Source organism: Leclercia sp. EC_58, from assembly GCF_019584355.1.
GTDB lineage: Bacteria > Pseudomonadota > Gammaproteobacteria > Enterobacterales > Enterobacteriaceae > Enterobacter.
On the sequence record NZ_VDAM01000001.1, the window covers coordinates 3,602,534 to 3,621,504 of the forward strand.

Here is an 18,971-nt window from a genome sequence, read left to right on the forward strand (position 1 = left end):
CGCCGTTTCGCTCTGTTCCACCGCGAGGTTCTTGCCTATATTTCGCCCCATGTCACGGGTAATTAGAAACATAAATGCAACAATGTTTAAACATTCACGACGTAGCAGGTCAGACGATGGCGAGTGCAAAGGAAACGGACAATTATCAGCAGTGGCTGGCGCAGATTAATCAGGCTTGCGGAAGTTTTGCGGCCCGGCCCATGAGCGGCGAGTTTTACGGCGAGCTGGACTCCACCTGGACCGGCAACCTGAAGCTCAGCACCGTCACCGCTGGCGGCGTGAACCTGTTTCGTACCCGCCAGGAGATTAAGACCAGTAACGATGCCTGGTTCTACACTGTCTTTCAGCTGGAAGGTGAAGCGGGACTGGAGCAGGACGACCGGCAAATTATGCTCAACGCGGGGGATATCACCCTGATCGACGCCTCCCGCCCCTGCTCGATCTACTGGCCGGAAAAATCCCGGCAGATCTCCTTGTTGCTCCCGCGCCAGATCCTTGAGCAACACTTTCGTTTTCAGGAGGTAAGCTGCGCACAAAAACTCTCCCACAGTCTGCCTACCGTCCAGCTTAGCTATCGTCTGCTGCAGGAGAGCATGAACAATCCGCGATTGAGTGAAACCGAGAGCGAAGCCGCGCTGGAGGCAATGGTCTGTCTGCTGCGACCGGTATTGCAGCAGCGTGAAAGCGTTCAGCCGCGCAAGGCGCGCCAGTTCAACCACGTTCTGACGCTCATCGACGATAATATTCAGGCGGAACATTTGCGCCCGGAGTGGATTGCGGCGGAGTGCGGGATGTCGGTGCGAAGCCTGTACCGGATGTTTGCCGAGAAAGGGCTGGTGGTGGCGCAGTACATCAAGAACCGTCGGCTGGATCTCTGCGCGCAGATGCTACGTGGCGCCCGTGACGACGAAAAGCTGGCGGGCATTGGCTACAGCTGGGGCTTTACCGACCATAGCCACTTCTCCACCGCGTTTAAGCAGCGCTTTGGGATCTCCCCTGGCGAATACCGCAAACGCCACCGCTAATCACTTCTGTAACCATTTGCCATTAACGCCCTGGACATACTCTCCGGGGCGGGCGCGGGCAACCAGTTTGCTCCCGGCCATTTTCGCCACCTCATCGACCGGAAGGTTATTGCTGTCGGCAAGTCGCTGATAACTCTCGGTGCGGGCCTTGTTGATCTGCTCCACCAGCGCCAGGGTTTCGCGATCCTGGCTGCGCGGGGCGATATACCCGCTCAGCGTTTCCCCCACGCGCCCCTCGGTGCGGGCTTCGTTGAGGGTCAGGGCGAACGCGGGCGCACAGAGCCCCAGCGTCAGCAGAATGAGCGTGAAGTATTTTCTCATGGCGGCCTCAGAAGAGATCGCTGCGCGATTTAAGCAGCGATTCCACATCTTTATCCACTTTGATGTGGATTTCATGTTCAATTTTGACGTTCATGTTGATGGTGATGGGCTCCTTCGACGCCGCCACTTCTATCCTCGGCGTGCAGCCTGTCAGCGTCAGTATCACAATCGCGGTGAAGCCACCGGCCAGCTTTTTCATGGTTGTTCCTTACATTCCTTGCCTGTCGGACAGCGGTTATCCGGTAGTGCCGCGTGCTCCTCCAGCCACGTCTGCAGATTGTCGCCAAAACGCAGGCTGCGCCAGAGGGTAAACACGTTCTCCTGATGGGTATAGTTGAGGTTGACGGCCTGTGTCTGGCCCTCCACGCGGCTGGCGCCACGCAAGGTCGACGCCAGGGTTAATTCACCCAGGTTATCTAAATTGAGTTTCGTCCACGACTGCGAAATTTCCATATAGCGAAGCCAGTTAATCGCGCCGCCTGCCGCCCCGTTCTCTTTCACCAGCGCATCGGCAGTCTCTTTATCGAGACGCAACGTCATCGGACCCGCGTTGGTCAGCCAGCCATCTTTGATGATCCACTTGTCGTTGTCCAGCCACAAGGGCAGCGCCCCGCTGAACGGCCCGGACAGGGCAAACTGTTTGGGATTTATCGCACTGATAAGCTCGCTGGCGGAGAGATTCTGCACCCGCAGCAGGGCCGCATCGTGCTGGGGCATGCGCAGCTGCTGCAGGGTCACTTTGCCGCCCAACAGATCCACACTGACGTCGCTCAGCAGCAGCGGATTGGCTTCGCTCCAGGGGTAATCGCCCTGGAGATCGGCGGTAATGTTGCGCGCCGTGACCTGGTTTTTCACCTCGCCAATGCGCAACGTCACCGGACCGCGGGTCCCCAGCGACCAGGTGCCCTGGCTGAAGCGGAACGGCAGGACAAAGTCGACCCCGTTGATTTTGTTGTCCGGCATCCAGACGCTGCCGCTCTTCAGCACCCCGTGGCCCCCGGCCTCAAAGCCCTGATCCGCCGCTGCGGAATAAGCCACCTGGGCATAAAGCTCCCCCTCCCTGAGGGTCATTTTCCAGTCCGGTGGGATCAGCGGCTGAAAGACGGTGAGGGATTGCTTCGGCCACCAGGCCTGGCCGCGCAGACGCTCCCCGTCCCAGCGCCCGTTCAGCTGCACCGGGCCGATGGCTTTGGCGTTGAGCGTACCCTTATACTGGAAAAATGTCGGATCGCGACCTTCCACACTGAATTTGATCGTTGAGGGGGGTAACGCGCTACCACCGGTAAAAGTGGTCTCTTCGGCATCGAAGGAGAGCGCGCCGCTGAAGTGCGGATCGGCAGAGTCGCGCTGCCAGCGGATTGGGCGCTCAAGCACCATGCGCGGTGCGCTGGCATGCAGGGTGCCATATTTCAGCTGATCGAAGCCGGTGGAAAGCTCGCTCAGCTCAATCACGCTGTCGCGCCACTCTCCCCTGCCCGCCACGTCCCAGCGGGCCTGCATCGGGGTAAAGTTGCCCTCGCCCCAGTAGCGCCATTGCCACAATCCGTTGTCCGGCAGGAAATTGCTCGCCCGGCCATCCAGGTGCAGGGTGAAATCCCCCATCTCCTGTTCATGGGCGCGTAAGATGGCCTGCAGGCGACCGTCGATGCCGTTAAGGGTGAGCGCTACGCCAGCCAGCGGCCAGCGCACCTCGTCGATATTCAGGGAATCGATGATCCGCCCCCGGGAGCGCAGCAGCGCCCCCGGCGCAAATGCCAGCCGGGGATCGGCAAGGCTGCCGGTCAGCGTGGCGGGCAGCTTCGCATACAGCGTCAGGTCGTTCTGTTTGGCAATGCCGGTGAGCTGCATCGGCATGGCGCTGTTGTCCATGCTCAGCTTGCCGGGGCCAAAGGTGAGCACCGCGTTGCCCTTCCCGGCATCGCCCTGGGTCAGCACGTTCATTCGCCCGCTGACGATAGCCTTCTCTGTGCCCTGTTGCCAGTTATCGATCTTAAGCCCCAGCCGTCCGCTCAGGGGAATACCAGCCTGAACCCAGCGCCAGCGTCCGTCGCTGATGGTGAACTGTTGCGGGGTGATCTGCCAGGGGAGATCCAGCAGCGGCTCGCCGCTCTCCCGGGCAATCATCACCAGTTGGCCCTGATTGTCCTGCCACTCAAGCTCGGCATCCACAAGGGTTGAGATCTGTGGCACGGTAAAGGTTGCCACCGTGTGCCCCTGCACCGGCAGGCCATCCGGCACCAGCGGCAGGGTAAATTCCCCGACCAGTTCTACCGGCTGGGGATTATCAGGAAGGTGAAGCGTGACATCGGTTACGGTCAGCGAGCGCCCGCGTAGTTTTCCCCGCAGGCTAAACTTATCCCCGTGGTAGACAATTTCCTGCAGGGTCGGTGTCAACGAGGCGGTTAATTTCCCCTCCCACACCTGCCAGGGGGAGAGCGTCAGGCGGTCGATGTTAAGCCAGGTATTGGGTAGCAGGGCTTGCCATTCGGCCAGGGTGCGCGGCGCGGCGGGCGTGGGTTCGCTGGCGGGGATTTTGCTCAGGCAGGCGCTGTTGAGATCCAGCGCGCCGATGTTGATTTTCCAGCGGCTTGGGTGGCTGAGGGTGGCGTCTTTGACGCGGGCGATTTCGCACTCCTCCACCAGATAGCGCAGATCGGGGATGACCAGGGCGCTGCGGGTCAGGCGCGGGCTTTCTTCAAAGGCGATGCGGGTCCCGGCAGGGAGCCAGATCCCGGCAAGCGTAGGCACCCACTGCGCCAGCGTCAGTAGTAGCGTCAGCGGCAAAAGGACGATCAGAAGCAGTAGCGCGATCGCGGCTTTGTATGTACCCCTCATGGGCAGTTAATATCCTGATTTAGCGAAAAAATTAGCCGACAGTATCGAATATTGTGGCATGTTTAGCCGATCAGTTGAAGCGAACGCCACTTTTAAGGATAGTTGCTACATAATTATCCATAGAACTTATTGAATTCAATAAAATTTTATAAATTGTAAGATTATTTTAATCATGCTACCGTAATTGAAAACACACTGGAGAAAGTCTTATGAAACTCGCGGTATACAGTACAAAGCAATACGACAAAAAGTATCTGCAGCACGTTAACGAGGAGTATGGCTTCGAACTTGAATTTTTCGACTTTCTGCTTAACGAAAAAACAGCCAAAACCGCCCACGGGTGTGACGCGGTCTGTATTTTCGTTAACGACGATGGCAGTCGTCCGGTGCTGGAAGAGCTGAAAAAACAGGGTGTGAAGTACATCGCCCTGCGCTGCGCGGGCTTCAATAACGTGGATCTGGATGCGGCAAAAGAACTGGGTCTGCAGGTGGTGCGCGTTCCGGCCTACTCCCCGGAAGCGGTAGCTGAACACGCCATCGGCATGATGATGTCCTTAAACCGTCGTATTCACCGTGCTTATCAACGCACCCGTGATGCGAACTTCTCCCTGGAAGGGCTGACCGGTTTTACCATGTACGGCAAAACCGCCGGGGTGATCGGCAACGGTAAAATTGGCGTAGCGGCCCTGCGGATCCTGAAAGGATTTGGTATGCGCCTGCTGGCGTTTGACCCGTACCCAAGCGCCGCCGCGCTGGATCTGGGGGTGGAGTATGTCGACCTGTCAACTTTGTACGCAGAGTCCGACGTGATCTCCCTGCACTGCCCGTTAACCGCTGACAACTACCATCTGCTGAACCAGAGCGCCTTCGACCAGATGAAAGATGGCGTGATGATTATCAACACCAGTCGCGGTGGGCTGATTGACTCTCAGGCCGCCATCGAAGCCCTGAAAACGCAAAAAATCGGCGCGCTGGGGATGGACGTCTATGAGAACGAACGCGATCTCTTCTTTGAAGACAAATCCAACGATGTGATTCAGGATGACGTCTTCCGCCGCCTTTCCGCCTGCCACAACGTGCTATTCACCGGCCACCAGGCGTTCCTGACCGCCGAGGCGCTGATCAGTATTTCGGAGACGACGCTGGGTAACCTGAGTCAGCTGGAGAAAGGCGAAGCCTGCCCGAACGCGTTGTTCTGAGGAAAGAGCCTTTAACTTAAAGCAGCTCATATCCTTAAGGGAATAATTAGCCTACAGCGGGCTGAAAATCGCCGAAGCGTTTCCGGAAGGCCGGGGCGAGGCGCATGGACGCGCCGAGAGGGCATAGCCTGCATGGATGCAGGCTGGTGCCCGACCCGAAAGCCTGAAGGAATAAGCTGAGGACAAAATTGCCGGGAGCAATTTTGGACAGCGCTTGCGCTGGCCCCGGAGGGGTGAGCCCCAGGGATGGGGCGAACAATCCGCGAAGCGGCGATTTTCTTGCCTGGAGCCGGGATTGTTAAGGGGGCGGCGATAGCCCCCTTAACACGTTCACGGGTGACGTGGTTTACAGAGAAGCAGCGAATGCAAGGTGAACGGAACCACCTCCACCGCAACATGTTATTCCGTGCATTGCCCGGCGGCGCTTCGCTTGCACGGGCCTACAACACCCTAAACCCCACATTTCAGATTAACCCGCAAGACAATCCCATCCCCCGCAATACACTATCCATTAGCTATTTACGAAGTGAATATATTGAGAAGAAACATGAAAACGCTCGTTGCAGTAACACTCCTCAGCATGGCGCTGACAGGCTGTGTTAACCCAGGGAAAGCCTCTGTCCAGGAAGAACAACTCCAGCAGCACCGCTTTGTGCTGCAAAGCATCAACGGCACCGCCGTCGCCCCGGTCACCACGCCGCCGGAAATCACCTTTGGCGAAAAAATGGCGGTCTCAGGGGTGATGTGCAACCGCTTCAGCGGCCAGGGCAAGCTCTCCGATGGCGAGCTGAAGGTCAACGATCTCGCCATGACGCGTAAGCTCTGCACCGAACCCCAGCTCAATGAACTGGATCACGCCATCGGAACGATGCTGCGCAGCGGCACAGAGGTGGATCTGACGGAAGATGTATTAACTCTGGCGACGGCCGAGACGACGTTGGTCTTCAAACGCGCAGAATAATCAGTAACTGCCGCACGATCCTACGGCAAGCGACTGTTCACTGCAGCGTTTGCCGTTGGGCAGCGCACACATGCCGATGGCGGAGCCATCGAGCTGACGCGCAACGGACAGCGAACCGCCAATCATGGCGCAATTCGCCTGGCCGGAACTGGACATCGCCGCCTTCATCCCCGGCGCGACGTGCGCGGCGGTTGCCTGCTGTACAGGTTCATTGCTGCAGGCCGACAGTAACAAAGCGGCACACCCAACCCAAAATGCTGCGCGCATAATCTCTCCCCTCGTTGAATTGCAAAACCTATGCATAATAGGCACCCCGTCCGCGTCCGTCGAGAGCGAAACCACGATTTTCCGTGTTGTAAAACGTTTTGTTCGCTATTTTTACGCAAAAGTTTGATCGAGCCATTGGTAGCGTCAATAAGCAGGACACAAAAGCGAAAATCGTTTCAGCGCCCCTTTGCTAAACTCACAAGATAATTACAGGACCCGCCGATGCGTTACGGGTCCCTCTTTCTTTGCGCAATGTAAGGGTGTCATATGCAAACAATTGACGGCAATGGCGCAGTCGCGTCCGTCGCGTTTCGCACCAGTGAAGTGATCGCCATCTACCCCATTACACCCAGCTCGACCATGGCGGAACAGGCTGATGCCTGGGCCGGTAACGGGCTGAAAAACGTCTGGGGTGATACCCCTCGCGTGGTTGAGATGCAGTCGGAGGCCGGGGCGATTGCCACCGTTCACGGCGCACTGCAGACCGGCGCGCTCTCCACCTCGTTTACGTCGTCGCAGGGTCTGCTGCTGATGATCCCGACGCTCTACAAACTGGCGGGACAACTCACGCCGTTCGTGCTGCACGTCGCGGCGCGCACTATCGCCACCCATGCCCTGTCGATTTTTGGCGATCACTCCGACGTCATGGCCGTTCGCCAGACCGGTTGCGCCCTGCTCTGCTCCGGCAGCGTGCAAGAGGCGCAGGATCTGGCGCTGATTTCACACATGGCGACGCTGAAAAGCCGCGTGCCGTTTATCCACTTCTTCGACGGCTTCCGCACCTCCCACGAGATAAATAAGATTGTCTCGCTCTCGGATGAGACGATCCGCACCCTCCTTCCGCAGGCGGAGATCGATGCCCACCGCGCCCGGGCGCTGAACCCGGAGCACCCGGTGATCCGCGGCACCTCCGCTAACCCGGATACTTACTTCCAGTCCCGCGAGGCGACCAACCCGTGGTATGACGCGGTGTATGACCATGTGGACCAGGCGATGGCCGACTTTGCCGCCGCCACCGGGCGTGAGTACAAGCCGTTTGAGTATTACGGCCATCCGCAGGCAGAACGCGTCATCGTTATCATGGGTTCTGCCATCGGCACCTGTGAAGAGGTGGTGGATGAACTGCTGCGCCGGGGCGAAAAGGTGGGCGTGCTGAAGGTGCGTCTCTACCGTCCGTTCTCGGCTAAACATCTGCTGGCGGTGCTGCCGGAAAGCGCGCGATCTGTGGCGGTGCTGGACCGCACCAAAGAGCCCGGCGCGCAGGCCGAACCGCTCTATCTGGACGTGATGACCGCCCTGGCGGAAGCCTTTAATGGCGGCGAGCGCGAGACGTTGCCGCGGGTGATTGGCGGACGCTACGGGCTGTCGTCGAAAGAGTTTGGCCCGGATTGCGTGCTGGCCATCTTTAACGAGCTGAGCGCCGCGAAGCCGAAGCCGCGCTTTACCGTTGGTATCTATGACGATGTGACCAATCTGTCGCTGTCGTTACCGGAAAATACCCTGCCGTCTACCGCGAAGCTGGAAGCCCTCTTTTACGGGCTGGGTAGCGATGGCAGCGTCTCGGCGACCAAGAACAACATCAAGATCATCGGTAACTCCACGCCGTGGTATGCCCAGGGCTATTTCGTCTATGACTCGAAAAAAGCGGGGGGGCTGACGGTATCCCACCTGCGCGTCAGCGAACAGCCGATCCGTTCGGCATATCTGGTGTCGCAGGCCGATTTCGTCGGCTGCCACCAGCTACAGTTTATCGACAAATATCAGATGGCCGAGCGCCTCAAACCGGGCGGGATTTTCCTGCTCAATACCCCTTACAGCGCCGATGAGGCCTGGGCGCGCCTGCCGCAGGAAGTGCAGGCGGTGCTGAACCAGAAAAAAGCGAAGTTCTGGATCGTTAATGCGGCGAAAATCGCCCGTGAATGCGGCCTGGCGGCGCGTATCAACACCGTGATGCAGATGGCCTTTTTCCATCTGACCCACATCCTGCCCGGCGACAGCGCCCTGATGGAGCTGCAGGGGGCCATCGCCAAAAGCTACAGCAGTAAAGGTCAGGAGCTGGTGGAGCGCAACTGGCAGGCGCTGGCGCTGGCGCGGGAGTCGCTGGCGGAAGTGCCATTGCAGCCGGTCAACGCCCACAGCCCGAACCGTCCGCCGGTGGTGTCGGACGCCGCACCAGACTTTGTGAAAACCGTTACCGCCGCGATGCTGGCCGGTCTGGGCGATGCCCTCCCCGTCTCCGCCCTGCCGCCGGACGGCACCTGGCCGATGGGTACCACCCGCTGGGAAAAACGCAATATCGCTGAAGCGATCCCAATCTGGAAAGAGGAGCTGTGCACCCAGTGTAACCACTGTGTGGCGGCCTGCCCGCACTCAGCCATCCGCGCCAAAGTGGTCTCCCCTGAAGCCATGGAAGCTGCCCCGGCCAGCCTGCACTCGCTGGATGTAAAATCCCGCGACATGCGCGGTCAGAAATATGTTCTGCAGGTGGCCCCGGAAGACTGCACCGGCTGTAACCTCTGCGTGGAGGTTTGCCCGGCGAAAGACAGGCAGAACCCGGAGATCAAGGCCATCAACATGATGTCGCGCCTTGAGCATGTGGAAGAGGAGAAAGTGAATTACGACTACTTCCTCGACCTGCCGGAAATCGATCGCAACAGCCTTGAGCGCATCGATATTCGTACCTCACAGCTGATCACCCCGCTCTTCGAGTACTCCGGCGCCTGTTCCGGCTGCGGCGAGACGCCGTACATCAAGCTGCTGACCCAGCTGTATGGCGACCGGATGCTGATCGCCAACGCCACCGGTTGTTCGTCGATCTATGGCGGCAACCTGCCGTCAACGCCGTACACCACCGATGCCAACGGGCGCGGTCCGGCGTGGGCGAACTCGCTGTTCGAAGATAATGCCGAGTTTGGCCTCGGGTTCCGCCTGACGGTGGATCAACACCGCGTGCGGGTGATGCGTCTGCTGGAACAGTTCGCCGATGCGATCCCGGCGGAGCTGAACAGCGCCCTGCACAGTGAGGCAACACCTGATGTACGTCGTAAGCAGGTGGCCGAGCTGCGTCAGGCTGTGGCGGGCGTGGAAGGTGCAGAAGAGCTGTTAACCGATGCCGATGCGCTGGTCGAGAAATCGATCTGGCTGATTGGCGGTGACGGCTGGGCCTATGACATTGGCTTTGGCGGCCTCGATCACGTTCTCAGCCTGACCGAGAACGTGAACATACTGGTGCTGGATACCCAGTGTTACTCCAATACCGGCGGCCAGGCGTCGAAGGCGACGCCTCTGGGGGCGGTGACCAAGTTTGGCGAGCATGGCAAACGCAAGGCGCGTAAAGACCTCGGCGTTAGCATGATGATGTACGGTCATGTTTATGTGGCGCAGATCTCGCTGGGGGCGCAGCTGAACCAGACGGTGAAAGCGATCCAGGAGGCGGAAGCCTACCCTGGGCCGTCGCTGATTATTGCCTACAGCCCTTGCGAAGAGCACGGATACGATCTGGCGCTGAGCCACGATCAGATGCGCCAGTTGACCGCGACCGGCTTCTGGCCGCTCTACCGCTTTGATCCGCGTCGTGCCGACGAGGGCAAACTGCCACTGGCGCTGGACTCCCGCCCACCGTCAGACGCGCTGGCAGAGACGCTGATGCAGGAACAGCGGTTCCGTCGCCTCAACGCTCAGCAGCCCGAGGTGGCTGAGCAGTTGTGGAAAGATGCCGCCGCCGATCTGCAAAAACGCTATGACTTCCTGGCGCAGCTTGCCGGGAAAGCCGAAAAGTCGGCCAGCGAATAACCCGAAGCCCGGCCTGTCCGGGCTTTTCTTTACCTATAAAAAAAGCCCGCCAGAAAGTGTCTGGCGGGCGGCTCCTGTTCAGCAATAAATAACAGTTTATATATTTAAAAGTTATTTATGCTATAAACGGAAAAATAACTACAGGCATATAACGCCGCCGAGTGTACTGATTTTAGGGAAGAAAGAGTAATTTTAGTTTTATATGGGTTAATTAAATACATTCACCAGATTCATCATCATTTCTCTGGCAGTAATTCCTTTAGATTTTACTTACCTGGTAACAATTATGTTTTATCGCTAAAAGAGAGAGTGATTTAGCATGAGACATCTTTCCAGCGCAGGAAGTTCAGCGGAAAGTTAAAAACATTCAAATAAAAATACAGCGTAAGGATTAGTCACAATGCAAAGAAAAGTACTGGCTCTGATAATCCCAGCTCTTTTAATGGCTGGCGCAGCAAATGCAGCAGAGATTTATAATAATGACGGCAATAAATTAGATCTGTACGGTAAAGTGGACGGCCTGCATTATTTCTCTGACGACAGCAGTGCGGACGGCGACCAGACCTATGTCCGTCTGGGCTTTAAAGGCGAAACGCAGATTAACGATATGCTCACCGGCTACGGCCAGTGGGAATATAATATCCAGGCCAATAATACCGAAGGCTCTGAAAATCAGTCCTGGACCCGTCTGGCGTTTGCCGGTCTGAAATTCGGTGATTACGGTTCATTTGACTATGGCCGTAACTACGGCGTGCTGTACGACGTGGAAGGCTGGACCGATATGCTGCCAGAGTTCGGCGGCGACTCCTACTCCAAAGCCGACAACTTCATGACTGGCCGTGCGAACGGCGTGGCGACCTACCGTAATAACGATTTCTTCGGCATGGTTGAAGGTCTGGATTTCGCCCTGCAGTACCAGGGCAACAACGAAGATGCAGGTAACGGTAACGAAGGCACCAACAACGGTCGTGACGTGCGTCATGAGAACGGTGACGGCTTCGGTATCTCTACCTCTTACGACTTCGGCATGGGATTCAGCGCAGCAGCGGCCTACGCCTCTTCTGACCGTACCAACGACCAGGTTAGCAATACCACTGCGCACGGCGACAAAGCGGATGCCTGGACTACCGGCCTGAAATATGACGCCAACAACATCTACCTGGCGGCAATGTATTCTGAAACTCGCAACATGACGCCTTATGGTGACGGTAAAAAAGCAAACACTGTAGCCGACAAAACCCAGAACTTTGAAGTTACCGCTCAGTACCAGTTCGATTCTGGCCTGCGTCCGGTAGTCTCTTACCTGCAATCTAAAGGTAAAGATCTTGATAACGGTCAGGGCGATCAGGATCTGGTTAAATATGCTGAAGTGGGTGCGACTTACTACTTCAACAAAAATATGTCTACCTACGTTGATTATAAAATTAACCTGTTGGACGAAGACGATCAGTTCTACAAAGACAATGGCATCGGCACCGATGACATCGTAGCATTAGGTCTGGTTTATCAGTTCTGATGAAATTAGCCCGCGTTACGACGCGGGCTAACTATTTATATTGGCAAAACTCCCAGCCTCTTTATTATTCCTGTCTGGTGTTCCAATATTCTGATTTGCTATTGGGTCATTACCTGCTTTGTTGCACTGCTCAGACAAGTGAGACAAGAATAGTTGCATATGCCCTTCTGAACCTGGCAGCGATTACTTTTCTGCTGTACCCGTTTCGCGATAGCTCAGCACGCCAGCAACGCCTCCTCCGCCATCGTTAGGGTGAACGCGCCCTTCCATTACCAACACTTCAGGGAAATCAAACGGCGAGACGCCTTCAATGCAGGCTACGTTGACGCCATACTGATTTGGATTTGAGCGCCGCTGGTGGAAGGTGTAAATCCCACAGACCGAACAGAAATAGTGCGCCGCCGTCTGGGTGTTGAACCGGTACTCGGTCAGCAGCGACTCGCCCTGAATAATAGTGATCCCAGATAATGGCGCGGAGACCGCAATCGCCCCACGCATCCGGCAGTATGAGCAGTTGCAGCGCCGGATGGTGTTGAACCCGTCAGAGAGCTCGACGGTGAACCGGACCGCGCCGCAGTGACACTGAGCAGAAACTCTATTCGCCATTACAGGCTCCTTGCGTTAACCATGCCTCACAGGCGGCGTGACGGCACGCCGCATACTGGCTAAGTGTACGCCAGGCTCCCCGTCAGCGCCGGATATATTCCTCCGCGCTTTTTTTCAGATACGCCTCCTGAAAAATCTGTTCTGAATAGGTGAGCTTCATGACGGATGATAAATAGGGGGCGTCGAGTTCGATTAAATCTTCATCATTCTGGTATTTAGCGTATTTATCACCGGCGAAGGAGATCTGTTTTTTCACCACCACATACTTATGCGCCAGCATACTCTCGATTTCATCAAAACGGCTCTTATCCAGCTCAAGCATAATCGCGGTAATTTTGCCGCCCTTATTGAAGATCACCGCGTTGTTTTTCACTCCCTCCAGACCCAGCTCCCGGTTCGGAATAGAGAATATGTCGCCGTCGCTCCACTTACTGCGCCCTTCATGCAGGGACGAGGGATAGGCTTTAATGAATTGCTGTAGCGTGGTTTTGCCTAACGTCAGCCCCATTGCGGTGGTGTTCGCCCGGGCGAATGAAGACACTGCGATCAAAATGAATATACCCACGATCAGTTGCCACTGTTTGCCCATCGTTATCACCTCATCGTATTAGTCTGTTTTTACTCACCATCGTCTCTGTTACCTGCCACTTCTCAATCGTACAGGGTCAATTATTAATGGCCTATGCGTCTTTATGGTGAGTGAGCGGTACAGATACAGTACGAGTTACTGAGCTACACAGAGACAACGTCGGGGAGGTATGTGCCGGGGAGAAGCGATAAAAAAGCCACCAGTTAATACTGGTGGCGCGGGTACAACTCACGGTCAGCTATTTTTTGACGGGTTGAGGTTTTTTATCACCTGATTCCGGCGCCTCGCGCGGGTCATCTTTTTCAACATACTGCATGAGTACCTCCCGTTGTTGTGGATGGACTACTACTATAGCGTTGATTATCAAAATAGAGCCAAGCGGCAAACGGCAAAAATCCAACCGTGTGGAACAGCGTGATTACGCGCTGTAAAACGTGCTGACATTCATCGCCGTAATCCGTACCATACACGCCATACTTTTTCATGTTGACCTGCTGCCCCCCTTCTTAATGGGTGAGCCGCCTGAGCTGCTTTAGCCACAAACGAATTGAGCCACTATTAAATGTCGCAAAATCAAGATATTACCAAGAAAGAACAGTATAACCTCAACAAACTTCAGAAGCGTCTTCGCCGCAATGTGGGTGAAGCCATTGCCGATTACAACATGATTGAAGAAGGCGACCGCATCATGGTCTGCCTGTCTGGCGGCAAAGATAGCTACACCTTGCTCGAAATTTTGCGCAATCTTCAGCAAAGCGCGCCGGTCAATTTCTCGTTAGTGGCCGTCAACCTGGATCAGAAGCAGCCGGGCTTCCCGGAGCATATCCTGCCGGAGTATCTGGAGAAGCTGGGCGTCGAGTACAAGATTGTCGAAGAGAATACCTACGGCATCGTTAAAGAGAAGATCCCGGAAGGGAAAACCACCTGCTCGCTCTGCTCCCGCCTGCGCCGCGGCATTCTTTACCGTACCGCGACCGAGCTGGGTGCAACCAAGATTGCCCTGGGCCACCACCGCGATGACATTTTACAGACGCTGTTCCTGAACATGTTCTACGGCGGCAAAATGAAGGGTATGCCACCGAAGCTGATGAGCGACGACGGGAAGCACATTGTGATCCGCCCGCTCGCCTACTGCCGCGAAAAAGATATCGAACGTTTTGCCGAGGCCAAAGCCTTCCCGATCATTCCATGCAACCTGTGCGGCTCACAGCCAAACCTGCAGCGTCAGGTGATTGCCGACATGCTGCGTGACTGGGATAAGCGCTATCCAGGCCGGATCGAAACCATGTTCAGCGCGATGCAGAACGTGGTGCCTTCGCACCTCTGTGATATCAACCTGTTTGATTTCAAAGGAATTCAGCACGGTTCTGAAGTGGTAAACGGCGGCGATCTGGCGTTTGACCGCGAAGAGATCCCGATGAAACCGGCGGGTTGGCAGCCAGAAGAGGATGATACCCAGCTCGATGAGATGCGCCTGAACGTTATCGAAGTGAAATGATTTTTAAGCGTCTCAGCATGCATGCTGAGACGCTTCCCGCCCGCTTATTTCAGCAGACGAACCCGGCAGCTTTTGCCTTTGATCTTGCCGTTTTGTAACTGTTTCCACGCTTTCTGCGCGACAGACTGACGCACCGCCACATATACATGCGCCGGATGCACTGCGATTTTACCAATGTCTGCACCGTCCAGGCCGATATCACCAGTCAGCGCTCCCAGTACATCGCCGGGACGCATTTTGGCTTTTTTACCGCCGTCGATACAGAGCGTTGCCATCTCTGCCGCCAGTGGCGTAATGGTGACGTTTGTCGGGGCATCAACCCAGTTCAGTTTGATTTGCAGCATCTCTGCCAGAATATTGGCGCGCTGTGCCTCTTCTGGCGCGCAGAAGCTGATCGCCAGGCCGCTGTTACCGGCTCGCGCGGTACGGCCAATACGGTGAACATGCACCTCCGGATCCCAGGCCAGCTCAAAGTTCACCACCAGCTCCAGGGATTTAATGTCCAGGCCGCGGGCGGCGACGTCGGTGGCAACCAGCACGCGGGCGCTGCCGTTGGCAAAACGTACCAGGGTCTGGTCGCGGTCGCGCTGCTCAAGATCGCCATGCAGCGCCAGGGCGCTCTGTCCGGCCTCGGCCAGCGCATCGCATACCGCCTGGCAATCCTTTTTGGTGTTACAGAACACCACGCAGGAGGCAGGCTGGTGAATGCTGAGCAGTTTTTGCAGCAGCGGGATTTTGCCCCGCTGGGTGGTATCGAAGAACTGCTGTTCAATGGCGGGCAGCGCGTCCACAGAATCAATTTCAATGGTGAGCGGATTTTGCTGCACGCGTCCGCTGATGGCGGCAATCGCCTCCGGCCAGGTGGCGGAGAAGAGCAACGTCTGGCGCGTTGGCGGCGCAAAGCGAGTCACTTCATCAATGGCATCGCTAAAGCCCATGTCGAGCATCCGGTCGGCTTCATCCAGCACCAGGGTTTGCAGTGCATCAAGCGAGACGGTGCCTTTCTGCAGATGGTCGAGCAGACGGCCCGGCGTAGCGACGATGATATGCGGGGCATGCTGCAAAGAGTCACGCTGGGCGCCGAACGGCTGCCCGCCGCAGAGGGTCAAAATTTTGGTGTTCGGCAGAAAACGCGCCAGGCGACGTAACTCTCCTGCGACCTGATCCGCCAGCTCGCGCGTCGGGCAAAGTACCAGCGACTGCGTCTGAAACAGCGTGGCATCAATCTGCTGTAACAGCCCAAGACCGAAGGCAGCCGTTTTACCACTGCCGGTTTTGGCCTGCACACGGACGTCGCGTCCTTCCAGGATCGCTGGCAGCGCGGCAGCTTGTACAGGGGTCATGGTCAGATAACCCAACTCGTTCAGGTTATCGAGTTGGGCGGCAGGCAGTACGTTCAGCGTTGAAAAAGCAGTCACAGTTATTCTCGCGGTAAAAGACTCACAGTCAGCAGGCGCGTATCCTCGCAGATCTCCGCCTCTGATGCGACATTTTAATCGGCACTTCATCCGGTGGTGGATCCGGCATCGGCTGTGGGCGTGGAATCGGATCGGGAACCGGCACCGGATCAGTAGGCACCGGGTCCGATTGCCGCAGGGGTTGCAGCAGCAGTGATAAAAGCATGGCCATATAACCCTCCAGAAGAACGGGAATCTCTCTTTTAGGGTAGACGCTGCTGAGTTGCAGGCAAAAAAAAGCCGACTTATTTAAGTCGGCGTCGTACGAATCAATTTTGCTATGCAGTAATTCAAAAAAGGAAGTAAGACAATATGGAGCGCAACGCCCATCGCTTGACGTTGCATTCACCTGCGGGAGAGATATTGCACCTTATGGGTAAATCGTTTTTTGACTTCGCTCAATTAAAATGGCGTTTTAAGAAATTCATGGCGACGAAAAAATGTAAATTTACAACCATTTACTGCGATGCAACCACCATGCAACACCACCAATCAAAACGACTAACATGATGCAAAACAGTGAGAAGCCGAAGCGGAAATCGCCGCCGGGGATCCCTCCCAGGTTGACGCCAAACAGACCTGTCAGGAAGGTGCTGGGCAAAAAGACCATCGCCATCAGCGACATGGTGTAGGTTCTGCGGGAGAGCGACTCCTGCATCACCTGGGAAATTTCATCGGTCATGACCCCCGTTCGTGCGATGCAGGCATCAATTTCATCCAGCCCGCGTCCCAGGCGCTCGGCGATATCCTGCATCCTGCGGCGATGATCGTCACTCATCCAGGGGAACCGTTCGCTCGCCAGCCGGGCATAGACATCCCGCTGAGGTGCCATATAGCGGCGCATCACAATCAGCTGCTTTCTTAATAACGCCAGAAAACCGCGGGGTGGGATTTGCTGGTCGATGAGATTATCTTCCAGATCGATAATCTTATCGTGCAACTCTTCGATAAACTCGCTGGCGTGATCGGTCAGCGCGTCGCAGACGTCCACCAGCCAGCCCCCACAATCTTGCGGGCCGCTGCCCTCTTTTAAATCGCCGACGACATCATCCAGCGCCAGGACTTTGCGCTGCCGGGTCGAGACAATAAGCCGCTCGTCCATATAGAGGCGCATCGCCACCAGCTGGTCCGGGCGTTCATCGGTGCTGCCGTTAATGCAGCGCAGCGTAATCAGCGTCCCCTCGCCCATGCGGGTGACGCGAGGGCGCAGGCTCTCACCGGCCAGGGCGTCACGCACGTTATTGGGTAATAAGGGCGTCGAGGCCAGCCAGTGGGCGCTCTCCGGGTGGGTATAGTTCAGGTGCAGCCAACAGGGATGCTGCTGATCGATAGTATCGTCGTCGGTGAGGGGCCGTGCCCCGCCTTTACCATCCAGTAACCACGCAAATACTGCGTCAGGAACGTTAACTTCCGATCCTTTTATGCCTTCCACAGCGCCTCCGCCAGTAGCTGTTCTTTGCTGTCAGTCTAGCCACCCTGCCAGCTTAAGCAACATTTTCTCCCGGCATCGCGCTGAATTTATTCATAAAAGAGATTAATCCGGTACCGTTTGCTCCCATGATAAAGCCTGGCGAGCCAGGCTTAATTATCAGGCACGTGCGGGTAAGGTTACACCGTCGTACAGAGGCGCAGTGGATGCCGGCTCCAGACGGAAGTTACGGGTACGGGTTTGCAGTTCAACGACCTGATTTTTCAGTACCGCTGATGAACCTGACAGCTCTTCAACCATCACCACGTTACTCTGGGTCACCTGCTCCAGGTCACTCAACGCCTGGGTGATCTGGGCGATCCCCCTCTCCTGTTCGTCGGTAGAGGTGGAGATCTCATCCATCAGCTTACTGACCTGCCCGGAACCGCTGACGATGTCGTGCATATTCTTTTCAGCCTCTGCGACGACCATCGCCCCCTGACTGACATTGCTGCTGGTGACATCGATGAGTGACTTGATATTTTTCGCTGCTTCGGCGCTGCGATGGGCCAGGCTACGAACCTCACCCGCCACGACGGAGAAGCCTTTACCATGATCGCCCGCGCGGGCGGCTTCAACCGCAGCATTCAGCGCCAGAATATTGGTCTGGAAGGCGATGCCATCAATCAGCGAGATGATCTCCGTCATCTGCTGGGTACACTCAGTAATGGAGCGCATGTTGTTGGCAACCTGCCCCATCAGCTCGCCGCCTTTTGTTGCCTGAAGCGTGGCGGCACTGGCCTTCTCATTGGCCAGACGGGTGTTATCCGCTGTATTTTTGGTGGTGACGGCCATCTGTTCCATGCTGGCGGAGGTTTGAATCAGGGACGCCGACTGTAGCTCGGTTTTAGAAGCCAGCGCCGTGCTGCGGGCGGCGAGCTGTTCCGACAGGGTCATAGCGGTATGAGAAGAAGAGCGGATCTCGCGCACCAGCGTAGCGAGATTGCTGGACAACGTATTGATTCCCGGGATCAACCGGCCTGCACAATTATTACCAAATTCAGGGATGCTCACTCCCAGATTGCCCGAAATAACCTCTTCGATACTCCTCTTGACGGTATTGATTGGCGCGACCAGATATTGCGTCATGTAAACCCACAGAAATACCCACGCGACGAGAAATAGAGAGTTTAGCAATATTAACAACGATGTTTGCGGTGCTAAAAATATAACCAAGCCATCAATGACAAGAAACACAACCAGCAGATAACTCAGAATAAAAGTCCTCACACTTATATTTCTAAGCATAATAGATCCTACAACGGTATTTTCAGAAGGTAACCACTATATAGCATTCAGTTTTTATTTTTTCACTCTGATTTCGGGTAATGACTCCAACTTACTGATAGTGTTTTATGTTCAGATAATGCCCGATGACCTTGTCATGCAGCTCCACCGATTTTGAGAACGACAGTGACTTCCGTCCCAGCCTTGCCA

The 18,971-nt window shown here is 56.1% G+C and carries 18 protein-coding genes; 6 read left to right on the plus strand and 12 right to left on the minus strand.

The window, feature by feature from the left end:
• The first annotated feature begins 116 nt into the window (after positions 1–116).
• Positions 117–1,025 (plus strand): transcriptional regulator FeaR, encoded by a 909-nt coding sequence (feaR, locus tag FHC51_RS17640; RefSeq protein ID WP_220436231.1) that lies wholly within the window; start codon positions 117–119, stop codon positions 1,023–1,025.
• Here feaR and FHC51_RS17645 read toward each other — a convergent pair whose 3' ends face one another.
• Genes FHC51_RS17645 through FHC51_RS17655 form a run of 3 tightly spaced genes read right to left on the minus strand, consistent with a single transcriptional unit; the run spans position 1,026 to position 4,181 of the window.
• The gene (locus tag FHC51_RS17645; RefSeq protein ID WP_220436232.1) at positions 1,026–1,346 is read right to left on the minus strand and encodes a YdbL family protein; all 321 of its coding nucleotides are present in this window, start codon (positions 1,344–1,346) and stop codon (positions 1,026–1,028) included. It lies immediately after the preceding gene.
• Between the two features lie 7 nt (positions 1,347–1,353).
• Positions 1,354–1,545 (minus strand): YnbE family lipoprotein, encoded by a 192-nt coding sequence (locus tag FHC51_RS17650; RefSeq protein WP_039028506.1) that lies wholly within the window; start codon positions 1,543–1,545, stop codon positions 1,354–1,356.
• Positions 1,542–4,181, minus strand: a complete 2,640-nt coding sequence (locus FHC51_RS17655; protein WP_220436233.1) for a YdbH family protein — start codon at positions 4,179–4,181, stop codon at positions 1,542–1,544. The genes FHC51_RS17650 and FHC51_RS17655 overlap by 4 nt, the downstream gene beginning before the upstream one ends.
• Positions 4,182–4,390: 209 nt before the next feature.
• Here FHC51_RS17655 and FHC51_RS17660 point away from each other — a divergent pair, with 209 nt between their 5' ends.
• Together FHC51_RS17660 and hslJ are read left to right on the plus strand one after the other, a co-directional pair.
• Positions 4,391–5,380: a 2-hydroxyacid dehydrogenase gene (locus tag FHC51_RS17660; RefSeq protein ID WP_220436234.1), complete on the plus strand. Its 990-nt coding sequence runs from the start codon at positions 4,391–4,393 to the stop codon at positions 5,378–5,380.
• 547 nt (positions 5,381–5,927) lie between these two features.
• Positions 5,928–6,341, plus strand: a complete 414-nt coding sequence (gene hslJ, locus FHC51_RS17665; RefSeq protein WP_156238990.1) for a heat shock protein HslJ — start codon at positions 5,928–5,930, stop codon at positions 6,339–6,341.
• Here hslJ and FHC51_RS17670 read toward each other — a convergent pair whose 3' ends face one another.
• On the minus strand, positions 6,342–6,608 hold the full coding sequence (locus tag FHC51_RS17670) for a DUF333 domain-containing protein (RefSeq protein ID WP_103179824.1): 267 nt from the start codon (positions 6,606–6,608) through the stop codon (positions 6,342–6,344).
• Positions 6,609–6,875: 267 nt separating this feature from the next.
• Here FHC51_RS17670 and nifJ point away from each other — a divergent pair, with 267 nt between their 5' ends.
• Both nifJ and ompC read left to right on the plus strand, forming a co-directional pair.
• Positions 6,876–10,400 carry a pyruvate:ferredoxin (flavodoxin) oxidoreductase gene (gene nifJ / locus FHC51_RS17675; RefSeq protein ID WP_220436235.1) on the plus strand — a complete coding sequence of 1,175 codons (3,525 nt, stop codon included), beginning with the start codon at positions 6,876–6,878 and terminating at the stop codon, positions 10,398–10,400.
• A 400-nt stretch (positions 10,401–10,800) separates the two neighbouring features.
• The gene (gene ompC / locus FHC51_RS17680; protein WP_220436236.1) at positions 10,801–11,916 is read left to right on the plus strand and encodes a porin OmpC; all 1,116 of its coding nucleotides are present in this window, start codon (positions 10,801–10,803) and stop codon (positions 11,914–11,916) included.
• Positions 11,917–12,099: 183 nt separating this feature from the next.
• Here ompC and FHC51_RS17685 read toward each other — a convergent pair whose 3' ends face one another.
• From FHC51_RS17685 to FHC51_RS23020, 3 genes are all read right to left on the minus strand, one after another.
• Complete coding sequence (locus FHC51_RS17685; RefSeq protein WP_103822177.1) at positions 12,100–12,522, minus strand: GFA family protein; 423 nt, start codon at positions 12,520–12,522, stop codon at positions 12,100–12,102.
• A gap of 82 nt (positions 12,523–12,604) precedes the next feature.
• Entirely contained in the window at positions 12,605–13,111 is a 507-nt protein-coding gene (locus FHC51_RS17690; RefSeq protein WP_103822178.1) for a hypothetical protein, read from the minus strand.
• Positions 13,112–13,349: 238 nt separating this feature from the next.
• Positions 13,350–13,427, minus strand: coding sequence for a hypothetical protein (locus FHC51_RS23020; RefSeq protein WP_225759512.1), 78 nt, complete (start codon positions 13,425–13,427; stop codon positions 13,350–13,352).
• Positions 13,428–13,673: 246 nt separating this feature from the next.
• Between FHC51_RS23020 and ttcA the strand changes: the two genes are divergently transcribed.
• Entirely contained in the window at positions 13,674–14,609 is a 936-nt protein-coding gene (gene ttcA / locus FHC51_RS17695) for a tRNA 2-thiocytidine(32) synthetase TtcA (protein WP_103822179.1), read from the plus strand.
• 44 nt (positions 14,610–14,653) lie between these two features.
• On the opposite strand, the gene dbpA is transcribed toward ttcA, so the two are convergent.
• The 5 genes from dbpA to FHC51_RS17715 form a co-directional block, all read right to left on the minus strand.
• Entirely contained in the window at positions 14,654–16,027 is a 1,374-nt protein-coding gene (dbpA, locus tag FHC51_RS17700; protein ID WP_220436237.1) for an ATP-dependent RNA helicase DbpA, read from the minus strand.
• Positions 16,028–16,055: 28 nt separating this feature from the next.
• A complete protein-coding gene (locus tag FHC51_RS23115; RefSeq protein ID WP_269776161.1) occupies positions 16,056–16,232 on the minus strand; it encodes a hypothetical protein in 177 nt (58 codons plus the stop codon).
• A gap of 282 nt (positions 16,233–16,514) precedes the next feature.
• Positions 16,515–17,498, minus strand: coding sequence for a zinc transporter ZntB (gene zntB / locus FHC51_RS17705; protein ID WP_103822182.1), 984 nt, complete (start codon positions 17,496–17,498; stop codon positions 16,515–16,517).
• Between the two features lie 156 nt (positions 17,499–17,654).
• Complete coding sequence (locus FHC51_RS17710) at positions 17,655–18,782, minus strand: methyl-accepting chemotaxis protein (protein ID WP_220436238.1); 1,128 nt, start codon at positions 18,780–18,782, stop codon at positions 17,655–17,657.
• Between the two features lie 91 nt (positions 18,783–18,873).
• On the minus strand, positions 18,874–18,971 hold a 98-nt coding region (locus tag FHC51_RS17715), incomplete at its 5' end, for an IS1 family transposase (RefSeq protein WP_000851394.1).